General features: G+C 29.0%; 10 protein-coding genes and 2 pseudogenes. All 12 read left to right on the top strand.

Annotation, left to right across the window (positions count from 1 at the left end):
- The first annotated feature begins 71 nt into the window (after window positions 1-71).
- The 12 genes and pseudogenes from HGAG_RS08465 (at window position 72) to HGAG_RS08415 (ending at window position 13,310) form a co-directional block, all read left to right on the top strand.
- Complete coding sequence (locus tag HGAG_RS08465; protein ID WP_083857228.1) at window positions 72-1,412, top strand: LCP family protein; 1,341 nt, start codon at window positions 72-74, stop codon at window positions 1,410-1,412.
- Between the two features lie 45 nt (window positions 1,413-1,457).
- Window positions 1,458-2,981, top strand: coding sequence for a murein biosynthesis integral membrane protein MurJ (gene murJ, locus HGAG_RS08460; protein ID WP_019118736.1), 1,524 nt, complete (start codon window positions 1,458-1,460; stop codon window positions 2,979-2,981).
- A gap of 18 nt (window positions 2,982-2,999) precedes the next feature.
- A complete protein-coding gene (locus HGAG_RS08455; protein WP_019118735.1) occupies window positions 3,000-4,961 on the top strand; it encodes a polysaccharide biosynthesis protein in 1,962 nt (653 codons plus the stop codon).
- 11 nt (window positions 4,962-4,972) lie between these two features.
- A pseudogene (locus tag HGAG_RS10935) lies at window positions 4,973-6,180 on the top strand (DegT/DnrJ/EryC1/StrS family aminotransferase).
- Window positions 6,181-6,184: 4 nt separating this feature from the next.
- On the top strand, window positions 6,185-6,868 hold the full coding sequence (locus tag HGAG_RS08445; RefSeq protein WP_019118733.1) for a sugar transferase: 684 nt from the start codon (window positions 6,185-6,187) through the stop codon (window positions 6,866-6,868).
- A 14-nt stretch (window positions 6,869-6,882) separates the two neighbouring features.
- The gene (locus HGAG_RS10930; RefSeq protein ID WP_051008253.1) at window positions 6,883-7,818 is read left to right on the top strand and encodes a glycosyltransferase family 4 protein; all 936 of its coding nucleotides are present in this window, start codon (window positions 6,883-6,885) and stop codon (window positions 7,816-7,818) included.
- Window positions 7,819-7,862: 44 nt separating this feature from the next.
- The gene (locus HGAG_RS11170) at window positions 7,863-8,171 is read left to right on the top strand and encodes a glycosyltransferase family protein (protein ID WP_051008252.1); all 309 of its coding nucleotides are present in this window, start codon (window positions 7,863-7,865) and stop codon (window positions 8,169-8,171) included.
- Window positions 8,158-9,477 (top strand): nucleotide sugar dehydrogenase, encoded by a 1,320-nt coding sequence (locus tag HGAG_RS08435; RefSeq protein WP_019118732.1) that lies wholly within the window; start codon window positions 8,158-8,160, stop codon window positions 9,475-9,477. Before HGAG_RS11170 ends, HGAG_RS08435 begins: the two co-directional genes overlap by 14 nt.
- A 19-nt stretch (window positions 9,478-9,496) precedes the next feature.
- A pseudogene (gene wecB, locus HGAG_RS12525) lies at window positions 9,497-10,581 on the top strand (non-hydrolyzing UDP-N-acetylglucosamine 2-epimerase).
- 3 nt (window positions 10,582-10,584) lie between these two features.
- Window positions 10,585-11,655, top strand: a complete 1,071-nt coding sequence (locus HGAG_RS08425; RefSeq protein WP_019118731.1) for a Gfo/Idh/MocA family protein — start codon at window positions 10,585-10,587, stop codon at window positions 11,653-11,655.
- Entirely contained in the window at window positions 11,655-12,161 is a 507-nt protein-coding gene (locus HGAG_RS08420; RefSeq protein ID WP_019118730.1) for an N-acetyltransferase, read from the top strand. The genes HGAG_RS08425 and HGAG_RS08420 overlap by 1 nt, the downstream gene beginning before the upstream one ends.
- Window positions 12,162-13,310, top strand: coding sequence for a DegT/DnrJ/EryC1/StrS family aminotransferase (locus HGAG_RS08415; RefSeq protein WP_019118729.1), 1,149 nt, complete (start codon window positions 12,162-12,164; stop codon window positions 13,308-13,310). It begins immediately after the preceding gene.
- Window positions 13,311-13,325: the final 15 nt, after the last annotated feature.

Below are 13,325 nucleotides of genomic sequence, written 5' to 3'. Positions count from 1 at the left end.
TTTCGATTTTTTTATCAACTATTGTGTACATAATATTTTTTTATTTTTTAAATAAATATAGCATTTTGCCAGTGAAATATAGGTTTATAGTTTTGGGACTTATATTCTTACTTATTTTTGGATTTTCTTTGTTGATTTTCAAAAGAAAAAAGGCTGGCAAGCCAATTAAAGCCTTTTTTATAATTGTACTTTTGTTTGTAAGTGCAGTGGAAGGCTTATTTATTTCTTACGCAAGTACTTCAATACAAACTGTTCAAAAAATCAATCAAAAAAAAGAAGTAAATAAAACAAAAATGTCTTTTGTTGTTTTGAAAGAATCTCCAATTGAAACATTGGATGATTTGAATGAAAATCAAGTTGCCATAGCTAAGCAAGTGGACAAAGAAAATGTTAAACAAGCTTTAGAAAAATTCAAAAAAGAAAATGGCGATGATTTAAATGTTGAAGACTTGGGAGATTATTTAACTTTAGGTAACAGCTTAATTAATGGAAATGTTCAAGCTGTTTTATTAAATGAAGGCTTCAGGGAAATGTTAGATGATAATATTGAAGGATTTAGCCAAAAAACTAGAGTTTTAAAATCTTATTCTGTTAAGGGAGATCAAAAATTAAATCAAAACAATGAAGTTGAAAAAGATCAAAGTTTTAATGTATATATTTCAGGAATAGACACTTATGGAGATCTTGCAACTGTATCAAGATCTGACGTGAATTTAATAGTAAGTGTAAATCCTAAAAAAGGAAAAATTTTAATAACAACAATTCCAAGGGATACCTATGTAAATATAGCTGGAATGGGAGATTATGCAAATGATAAATTAACTCACGCAGGCTTATTTGGAGTAGACACATCTATAAAAACTTTGGAAAATTTCCTTGATATAAATATAGACTATTATGCAAAAGTAAATTTCACAACTCTTATACAACTTATAGATTTATTGGGTGGAGTAGATGTCGAAAATCCTGTTGCTTTTGAAACCAATGGTGGCAAATATTTCCCACAAGGTACAATTCACATGGATGGAGATATGGCTTTGGCATATTCAAGAGAAAGATACCACCTTGCAGAAGGCGATTTTGATAGAGGAAAAAATCAAGTGAGAGTAATGACAGGTATAATAAAAAAATTATTATCAACTGAAACACTTTTGAATTTCAATTCGATAGCAGAAGTTGCACTTGATTCAGTAAATACAAATATGCCTTATGATAAAATGATAGAATTAGTAAATGGTCAAATAGATGACGCAAAGGACTGGAAAATAAAAAGTCAAGCAGTAACAGGAACAAGCGAACCAGGTCTACCATCATACCTAATGCCAGGAAGTAATTTATACATGATGAGAGCGGATGAAGAATCTATTGACCAAGTTCATGATGGGATTTTGAAAAATAATAAAAATAAGTAGTAATAAATAGAGAGTTATTCTCTATTTATTAGATTGGGGAAATAAATGGGTCAAACAACCATATTAATAATGATTTTAACTTTAATATCTAAAATATTTGGTTTTGCAAGGGAAGCTGTCATGGCGGCTTTCATTGGCGCTGGAGATTTGAAATCAATTTATACAACTGCAACAACAATACCAACTGTAATATTTAGTATAGTTGCCTCTGGAATACTTTCTGTATATATTCCTACATTTAATAAAGCTAAAAATGAAGGAGGAGAAGAAGAGGCTAACAAATTTACTAATGATTTGGTAAATATTTTAATGTTTTATGGACTAATTTCTTTCCTTATAATAATTGTTTTAGCTAAGCCAGTATCAAAAATTTTATCTCCAGATTTGAGTGGCAAATGGCTAGATATGGCTGCGAATTTCACTATTATTATGATGTTTTCAACTTTTGCTTATCTCTATGGAGGAGTTATAAGGGGATATTTGAACATAAATAATAATTTTGTAGATCCAGTTTTAATAGCTATAATTATGAATGTTTTTATAATTGCAGCAACAGTATTGACAGGGATATTTGGTAATCCGTATATTCTAATTGTTGGTGCCTTGTTGGGAAATGTTTTACAATTTGCAAGATTCCCATTTGCTGCAAAAAAATTAGGATTCAAATATAAATTAGGCTTAAATTTCAAAAATAAATATGTAAAATATTTTATGGTTTTATTATTGCCTATAATATTATCAAATGCTGCAAGTCAAGTTTCTTTAATAGTAGATAATTCTATGGCTTCAGCAATTTTTGGGAAAGTAAGTATATCTAAATTGTTTTATGCTAAAACTATGCTTGGATTTATAACAGGTGTAGTTACTACAACTATTGCTACTATGTCTTTTCCTGAAATAGCTAGACTTGCTCAAAAGGGACAAATGTTAGAAATGAATAATAAAATAAAGTCAGCTATTATTTTTACTTTGATTTTAATATTGCCAGCTACATTTGGAATGATAAGCCTTTCAAATCCAATTATTAAATTGGTTTTTGAAAGAAATGCTTTTACAAGTGAGGATACAAAAATAGTTGCATCACTTTTAGTATCCTATGCTCCTTTTGTGATTTTTGCTGCGATTACAGAAATTGTTTCTAAAGGATTTTATTCTTTAGGAGATTCAAAAACCCCTGTAATAATAATTTTATTACAACAATTAATTAATATTTTTCTAAATGTGATCCTATCAAAATTAATAGGATTAAATGGATTAGCATTATCAACCACAATTTCTACTGCTATTGGAAGTATAATTATCATATATATTTTTGAAAGAAAATATGGGAATAATGATAGTAAATATAATATAGGTTCTATAATTAAATTAATAATAATCTCAATTATTATGAGTGTAATTGCAAGATTGGCTTATAATGTGTCTATAAAAGTATTGCCTTTAATTTTAAGCGTTGGCTTATCAGTTTTACTTGGTGGTTTAGTTTATTTTATAGGTATAATAATAATTAAAGTTCCTGAATTCGAAGAAATTATCAATTCTTTTAAAAATAGAAAATTGAAGAAATAGTTTATAAAAGAGGTTAAAATGAGTTTTGAAAAACTATTGAATAAAAAAACCGTAACGTTATTAATATTTGACATTGCTATAATAAATTTATCTTATCTTTTTGCATTAATTTTTAGATTTGATGCAAGTATAACAAATATTCCTTTAGAATATTTAAAAAATTTTGAAAATTATGCAATTGTTAATACACTAATCACAATTGCAATTTATTCATTTTTTAGGATGTACAAAGCTATTCTAGAATATATATCATATAATGAATTAATTAGAATTACTCAAGCTGTTATCTTATCAGGACTAATCCATTTTTTAGGAATCACTAAACTATTTGGAAGAATGCCTATATCATATTTTGTTTTTGGATTATTAATTCAATATACAATGACAGTGGCATTAAGATTTTCAAAAAAAATGTTTATACAAGGAAAATATAATCTATTAGACAAAAATCCAGAATTTAAAAAAGCAATAATAATAGGAGCAGGATCAGCTGGACAGACAATAAAAGAAGATATAAACAAATCAAACAGACAAGAAAATACAAGCATAAAAGTAGTTGCATTTATTGACGATAATCCAGAAAAAAAAGGTCAATATATAGACGGGACAATAATTTATGGTGGTAGAGATTCAATAAAAGAGCTTGTAAACAAAGAAGATATAGATCTAATACTAGTAGCCCTACCATCAGCCCAAGAAAATCAAAAAAGAGAAATCCTACAAATATGCAATGAAACAAATTGTGAGGTAAAAGTCCTACCAGGAATTTACCAATTAGTTTCAGGAAGCATATCAATGTCTGGAATGAAAGATGTCCAAATAGAAGATTTATTAGGACGTGATCCAGTAAAAATATTTTCAAATGAAACATTTGATTACCTAAATGATAAAGTAGTCTTGGTAACAGGCGGTGGAGGTTCAATTGGATCAGAGCTTTGTAGACAAATCGCTCAATACGGACCAAAACTTTTGATAATATTAGATATATACGAAAACAATGCCTACGAAATTGAACAAGAATTAAAAAGAAATAATAAAGATTTAAAATTCATCACCCTAATAGGATCAGTAAGAGACTATGCAAGAGTAAAAAAAGTATTCGAAACCTACAAACCAGAAATAATTTTTCACGCAGCAGCTCATAAACACGTACCATTAATGGAAACAAGTCCAGTAGAAGCAATAAAAAATAACGTAAGAGGAACCTACATAGTAGCTCTTCTTTCATTAATATATGATGCAAAAAGATTTGTCCTAATCTCAACCGATAAAGCAGTAAACCCAACATCAGTAATGGGAGCAACAAAAAGAGTTTGTGAGAAAATAATCCAAGGAATAAATGACATAAGACAAAACAAAGAATACGAAAAACTAGCAAAAGTAACAATCAACGATGGAGATAGAATAGTTACAATAAATCCAAAAGATTACCTACAAGGAAAAACACCAAAAACAGAATTCGTAGCAGTAAGATTTGGAAATGTCCTAGGTTCAAACGGATCAGTAATCCCATTATTCAAAGAACAAATAGCATCAGGTGGGCCAGTAACAGTAACCCATCCAGAAATAATCCGCTACTTTATGACCATAAAAGAAGCAGTAAAATTAGTATTACAAGCAGGCTCAATGGCACAAGGCGGAGAAATATTCGTACTAGATATGGGAGAGCCAGTAAAAATAGATTACTTGGCAAGACAATTAATAAAACTATCAGGCTATAAACCAGATATAGATATGCCAATAGTATACACAGGCCTAAGGCCAGGAGAAAAACTATACGAAGAAAGACTAATGGATGAAGAGCTCCTATCAGATACAAAAGTCGAAGGAATATCCGTAGGAAGACCATTAGAATTTTCAAGAGAAGAATTTTTCCAAAAACTAGACAAAGTAATAAACCAAGAAAATATAGATGAATTAGACATAGTTGTTACGATAAATAATTTAATAAGTACGTTTATAGGAAAGGGTAATAAATAATGACAAAAAAAATGAACATACCATTCTCTCCACCAGACATTAGCGAAGAAGAAATTAATGAAGTAATAGATGCTTTAAAATCTGGTTGGATAACAACAGGACCAAAAACAAAAAAATTAGAAAAAGATTTGCTAGAATTTACAGGAACAAATATAGGAGTTTGTTTAAATTCTCAAACAGCAGCGGCAGAAATGACCCTTAGAGTTTTAGGAATTGGAAAAGGCGATGAAGTAATAACAAGTGCCTACACATATACCGCAACAGCTTCAGTAGTAGAACATGTTGGAGCAAAATTAGTTTTAGTAGATACCCAAGAAGAAAATTTAGAAATGGACTACGAAAAATTAAAAGAGGCCATAAACGAAAAAACAAAAGTAATAATCCCTATAGATTTGGCCGGAGTGCCTTGCGATTATGATAAAATATTTGAAATTGTAGAAGAAAAGAAAAATTTATTTAAGGCAAACAACGAAATTCAAAAAGCCTACAACAGAATAATAGTAATGGCAGATGCAGCTCATGCTTTGGGAGCAGAGTATAAAGAAAAAAAGTAGGATCAGTAGCAGATTTTTCAAATTTTTCCTTCCATGCAGTAAAAAATTTCACAACAGCAGAAGGTGGATATGCAACATGGAAAGACAAAGAAGGAATAGACAACGAAAAACTCTACAAAAAATATCAATTATTATCCCTTCATGGTCAATCAAAAGATGCCCTAAGCAAAACAAAGCTTGGATCATGGGAATATGATATAGTAGGCCCTTGGTACAAATGCAATATGACAGATGTATTAGCAGGAATAGGACTTGCCCAAGTAAAAAGGTATCCAACACTTTTAAAAATAAGAAAAGAAATAATAGAAAAATACGACAAAGCCTTTAGACCGTTAGGAATAAAAAGTCTAAACCACTTTGACCAAAATCACAAATCATCAGGACATCTTTATATAACACAAGTTCCAGGAATAGATACAGAACAAAGAAATAAAATAATAGAAGAAATGGCAGAAAAAGGAATAGCATGTAACGTTCATTATAAACCACTTCCATTATTAACAGCCTACAAAAATCTAGGATTTGATATAAAAGACTATCCAAATGCTTATAACCATTTCGAAAATGAAATAACCCTACCTCTTCACACAAAACTTACTGATGAGGAAGTTGATTATATAATTGAAAATTATAGATTTATAACAAATAAATATATAAAAAGGTAAAATGATGTTGAAAAAATGGGATGATTTGCCTTTAGAAATGCGAAAAGATGAAATTCTATCATATTATAAAATTCTCAAAAAGAAACAAGTTAGTTTATTCTTGAAAAGAATATTTGATATAATTATGTCTTTAATATTGATAATAATACTATTTCCATTACTAATAATACTAGCTATTTTAATAAAAAGAGATTCTAAAGGAGAAATCATATATAAGTCTACTAGAATAACTCAGTATAATAAAGAATTTCAGATTTATAAATTTAGAACTATGGTAAAAGATGCAGATAAAATAGGTAGTCAAGTAACTGTAGGTAATGATAATAGGATAACCAAAATAGGAAAGACACTCAGGAAGTATCGACTTGATGAAATTCCTCAACTTTTTAATATTTTAAAAGGAGATATGAGTTTTGTAGGCACAAGACCTGAAAGTCCATATTATGTAAAGCATTATACAAATGAAATGTATGCAACCCTATTGCTAAAAGCAGGAGTAACATCAGAAACAAGCATAGAATATAAGGATGAAGCAAATTTGCTTAGAGATGAAACTGACACTGATAAAATATATATAGAAAAAATATTGCCAGAAAAAATGAAATATAATTTAAAAAGTGTTAGAGACTTTTCTCTTGCAAAAGATATAAAAACTATGATAAAAACAGTTATAGCTGTATCAAAATAGAAAAGGTAAAGCGAATGGAAAATTCAAAAGAAAATAAAAAATATAAAATATGGTTTTTTCATCATTATGCAACTCCACCAACTTCTACAGGACTTGCAAGGCCATATTATTTTTCTAAATATTTAATAAGAAAAGGACACGATCCTACAGTTTTTGCATCCTCATATCTTCACTATTCTAATGAACAGATTATTAATGATGGTAGTTTATACAAGAAAGACCAATCAAGCGGAGTGCCTTTTATTTATGTAAGAACTCACTCTGCCACAGGAAATGGCATAAATAGAGTTATAAATATGTTTGACTTCGCTAAGAATTTGTATAAGGTTGCTAAAAAAGAAGCTAGAGAAAAAGGTAAACCTGATGTAATAATTGCTTCCTCACCACATCCTTTAACAATGATTGTAGGAAACTATTTATCGAAAAAATTAAATGTACCGTGTATTTGTGAAGTCAGAGATTTATGGCCAGAAAGTTTAATAGAATATGGATATGTTAAAAGAAATTCTTTGTTAGAAAAAATTTTATACAAAGGAGAAAGATGGATATATAAAAAATCATCTGCTTTAATATTCACAATGCCAGGCGGTCCAAAATATATCGAAGATATGGGGTGGATTGATTATATTGGTTCTGAAAAAATTCATTATGTTAATAATGGAGTTGAGCTAGAAAAATTTGATGTAAGTGCAAAAAAAGATATTCTCAATGACAAAATACTAGAAGATAAGAATTTTATAAATATAGTATATACAGGCTCAATTAGAAAAGTTAATGATTTAGATTTCATTTTGGAAACTGCTAAAATTATAAAAAATAATAAAATTAGATTTATAATATATGGAGATGGAAATGAAAAGGAAAATCTAGAGAAAAAGTGCAAAAATGAGAATATAAATAATGTTAAATTTATGGGAAGAGTAGAAAAAAATACATACCTTATATTTTAACAAAATCTACATTTAATTTATTGCATTATAAATCGTCAGGTATAATGAAATATGGTGGAAGTCAAAATAAATTATTTGAGTATCTAGCATCTGGTAAGCCTACAATTCAAACTTTTCCAGGTAAATTTTTAATAATAGAAAAATATGATTGTGGTTATGTTCTCAATGAGCAAAAGCCAGATGAATTAGCAAAACTAATAGAAAAAATTTCTGATAATGAGGATATACGTATCAAAAAAGGTTTAAATGCAAGAAAAGCTTCAATAAATTATGATTATGTTAATTTAACAAATAAATTATTAGGTGTAATTGGAAATGTAACAAAAAAGGAGAATAAAAATGGACAAAAATAAAATTTTAGAAAAAATTAAAGACAAATCATTAAAAATAGGCGTAGTAGGGTTAGGATATGTTGGTTTGCCACTTGCTGTAGAAAAAGCAGGAGCTGGATTCGAAACAACAGGATTTGATGTTCAAGCTGAAAAGGTAGAAAAAGTAAATAATGGAATTAATTATATAGGCGATGTAATTCCTGAAAAAATGAAACAATTAGTTGATGAAGGTAAATTAAAGGCGACAACAGATTATTCATTTATAAAAGATATGGATTTTATAGCTATCTGCGTACCTACTCCTTTAAATGCACATCAAGCACCAGAGTTGGATTATGTTAAATCAAGTGCTACAGAAATCGGAAAACACATGAGCAAAGATACAATGATTGTATTAGAATCAACAACTTATCCAGGCACAACAGAAGAATTAATTAAACCAATTCTTGAAAAAGAATCAGGATTAAAATGTGAAGAAGATTTCTATCTAGGATTTTCACCTGAAAGAGTAGATCCAGGTAATGCAGTTTATAAAACTAAAAATACTCCAAAAGTAGTTGGTGCTATAGGACAAGATGCACTAGATTCAATAGCTGCAGTTTATAATGAAGTCCTAGAAGGAGATGTTTATAAAGTTACAAGTCCTGCGGTTGCAGAGATGGAAAAAATTCTTGAAAATACATTTAGAAATGTAAATATAGGACTTGTAAATGAGTTAGCAATTCTATGCCATGAAATGGATATAGATATATGGGAAGTTATCAAAGCAGCATCAACAAAACCATACGGCTTTATGCCATTTTACCCAGGTCCTGGTTTAGGTGGACATTGTATACCTTTAGATCCATATTATCTAACATGGAAAGCGAAAGAATATAAATTCCACACATCTATGATTGAAAGTTCTATGATTATAAATGATAAAATGCCACAATATGTAATTGATAGAAGTATGGAAATACTAAATAAAGATAGAAAATCTCTTAATGGAGCTAATGTTTTAGTTTTAGGAATTGCATATAAAGCAGATATTGATGACTATAGAGAAAGTCCATCATTAGAAGTAATCGACAAATTAAAAGCCTATGGAGCTAATGTAAAATTCTATGATCCATACATTAGAGAATATAAATACAAAGGAAAACTATATTCAGATGGACTTAAAGAATTAAGCGATGAGACAATCAGAGAATCAGATCTAATTGTAGTAACAACAAATCACTCAAAAGTAGATTACGAAAGAATTTGTAAGTTATCTAAACGCGTATTTGATACAAAAAATGCTTTAGTAAATGTAAAAAATAGAGATAAAATAGATGTCCTTTAGAAAAAAATAGGGAGATAATATGAAAATATTAACTGTTGTTGGAGCAAGACCTCAATTTATAAAAGCTGCAGTGGTATCACATGAGCTTAGAAAAAAATATACAGAAATTCTTGTCCATACTGGTCAACATTATGACTATAATATGTCAGAAAAATTTTTTGAAGAATTAGATATACCTAAGCCAAATTATAATTTAGGAATATCAGGTGGGAGTCATGCTGAAATGACAGGAAAAATGATGATTGAAATTGAAAAAGTATTGGAAAAAGAATCTCCTGATTATCTATTGGTTTATGGAGATACAAACTCTACTCTTGCAGCAGCATTATCAGCAGCAAAACTTCATATTCCAGTTTGTCATGTTGAAGCAGGTGCAAGAACTCATTCTATGACAAATCCAGAAGAAATAAATAGGATATGTACAGATCATGTATCAAGCCTTTTGCTTGCTAGTACAAAAAGTGGATACGATGAATTAAAAAAGAGGGACTATCCAATAATAGTTTCTTAGTAGGGGATCCAATGTATGATGCATTTGATAAATATAGTAAGATTTTAAATGTCAAAGATATTAAATTAAATACATTATTTGGAGAAGAAATAGATGTACCTAAGAAATTTTACTATTTGACTTGTCATAGAGAAGAAAATACAAAAGATGATCAAACTCTACTAGAAATATTTAAGGCAATGAATGATTTAGATTACCCAACTATCTATCCGGTTCATCCTAGAAATAAAAAAAGAGCATCAAGACTTAATAATTTATACAATTTTAAAAATATAATATTGTGTGAACCAGTAGGATATTTAGAAAGCACTTGTTTAGTAAAAAATGCAGAAAAAATTGTAACAGATTCAGGTGGTCTACAAAGAGAGGCTTTCTTTGCAAATAAAAAATGTGTAACACTTCTTGATTTTGAGTGTTGGCCAGAAACAATGGTTGAAAATAGGAATAATTTATCAAAGCCTATTAAAAGTGATATTTTAAATAATTTAAATAAAATTCAAAAAATAAATGATAATTATAGACCATTTGGAGATGGCAACTCAGCAATGAAAATAGTTGATTTATTATATAAATCATATTCAGAAAGGAAATAATAAATGAAATATGCACTAATTGGATGTGGACGTATAGCAGTAAATCATATCAAAGCAGTTGTAGAAAACAATATAGATATGGTTGCAGCTTGTGATATAAAACTTGAAAAAATTGATCAGCTAGTAGAAAAAACAAAATACAATAAAGATTTCAAAAAATATAGTGATTACAAAAAAATGATAGATGAAAATCTAGATTTAGATTTTGTAAGCATTGCAACAGAAAGCGGAATTCATGCAGAAATAGCTTTATATTGTATTGAAAATGGAATTAATGTAATAATTGAAAAACCAATGGCAATGTCAATGGAAGATGCAAATAAAATTATAAATTTAAGTAAAGAAAAAAATGTAAAAGTATCAGTTTGTCATCAAAATAGATTTAACATAGCTGTTCATAAAACAAGACAAGCAATGGATGAAGGAAGATTTGGGAGATTATCTCATGGCTCAATTCATGTTAGATGGAATAGAAATAAAAACTATTATGATCAAGCACCTTGGAGAGGAAAATGGGAATCTGATGGTGGTTGCTTAATGAACCAATGCATCCATGGAATAGATTTGTTAAGATGGATGCTTGGAGAAGAAGTTGAAGAAGTGTACGGAGTTACAAAACAACAATTTCATGACTACTTAGAATGTGAAGATATAGGAATGGCTGTACTCAAATTTAAAAATGGAGCCGTAGCTACAGTTGAAGGAACAGTCAATGTATATCCTCAAAATTTAGAAGAAACTTTATATTTATTTGGGGAAGATGGCACTGTAAAAATTGGTGGAAAATCTACAAATAATATTGATGTTTGGAATTTTAAAGATGAGGATGCTGATGATCAAAACAATATAGGCTTAAAAGAAGAAACAGAAAATGTGTATGGGAATGGACATACATCTTTATTTAAAGATATGATAGAAGCAATACAAGATGATAGAGATCCATATATAACAGCTGTAGATGGAAAAAATGCTTTGGAAATAGTATTGGCTATATATAAATCATCATTTACAGGAAAATCTGTGAAATTGCCATTAGAAAATTGTGCATCAACTGACTTTGAAGGAGAATTTTAGTGACTTATTATGTTCATGAAAGCTCTATAGTAGACGATGGTGTTGAAATAGGCGAAAATACTAAAATTTGGCATTTTTGTCATGTTTCTAAAGGTGCAAAAATTGGAAAAAATTGCTCCTTAGGTCAAAATGTTTTTATTGGAGAAAATGTAGTAATTGGGGATAATTGTAAAATACAAAATAATGTATCTATATATTCAGCAGTTACTTTAGAAGATGGTGTTTTTTGTGGACCATCTTGTGTTTTCACAAATGATTTAACACCAAGAGCAAGATATCCAAAGGGAAAAGATAATTATAAAAAAACTCTAGTGAAAGAGGGAGCAAGCATAGGTGCAAATGCAACTGTAGTTTGTGGAAATACGTTAGGTAAAAATTCCATGGTTGCAGCAGGTGCATTAGTAACTTGTGATATTGATGATTATGAACTTGTAATGGGAATTCCTGCAAGATTTTATGCAAAAGTTGATGAGTATGGAAATATTTTAAAAAAAGGGGACGAATAAATGGAGTTTAGAGATTTAAAAACTCAATATTTAAATCATAAAGAAAATATAGATAAAGCAATAGAAAAAGTATTATTATCTTCTCAATTTATAGGTGGTAATCCAGTAAAAGAATTAGAAAAAAATCTAGCTGATTATGTAGGCAGAAAATATTGTATAACATGTGCAAATGGTACAGATGCATTGGAACTAGTTTTGTTAGCATGGGGAATAAAAGAAGGCGATGCAGTTTTTGTGCCAGATTTTACATTTTTTTCTACAGCAGAAGTTGTATCGAGGGTAGGAGCAACACCTGTTTTTGTAGATGTTAATACAGATACTTTTAATATTGATACATCATCATTAGAACAAGCAATTGAAAAAGTAATTGAAGATGGAAAATTATCAGCTAAAGCTATAATTCCTGTTGATTTATTTGGTCTACCAGCAGATTATCCAAAAATTTTACCTATAGCTAAAAAATATAATTTAAAAGTGTTAGAAGATGGAGCTCAAGGATTTGGTGGTCATATAGAAATTGATGGAAAAATAAATAGAGCTTGCTCTTTTGGAGATGCTTCAACAACATCATTTTTCCCTGCTAAACCTCTAGGATGTTATGGAGATGGTGGAGCTATATTTGTGGATGATGAAGATTTGAAAAATTTACTAGAATCTCTAAAAGTGCATGGAAAAGGAGATCATAAATATAACAATGTAAGGGTAGGGATGAACTCAAGATTAGATACAGTTCAAGCGGCAATTTTAAATGAAAAATTTAAATTTTTTGTAAGTGATGAACTTGATTTAGTAAATGAAGTTTATGATTATTATTCAAAAAGTTTGAAAGAAGTAATTGATGAAAATAATATAAATATTAAATTGCCAAAAATACCAGAAAACTTTTACTCTAGCTTTGCTCAATATACAGTAATTGCTGAGAACGAAGAACAAAGAGATAAACTAAGGGAAGACTTATCCAAAAAAGAAATTCCTACAAATATTTATTATCCAAGAGGATTAAGTCAACAAAAAGCATTTGAAAATAATAAGCTTACACCAGTATCACTTAAAAATTCAGAAAATCTTTGTAAGAGTGTATTTTCACTACCTATGCATCCATATTTGAGCAAAGAAGATTTAGATATAATCATTAAGTCATTCAAATAAAATTATTTTATAAGG

The organism is Anaerococcus obesiensis ph10, from assembly GCF_000311745.1.
GTDB lineage: Bacteria > Bacillota > Clostridia > Tissierellales > Peptoniphilaceae > Anaerococcus > Anaerococcus vaginalis.
Note: the sequence above shows the minus strand (reverse complement) of the source record. Positions and strands in the feature narration are given on the sequence as shown.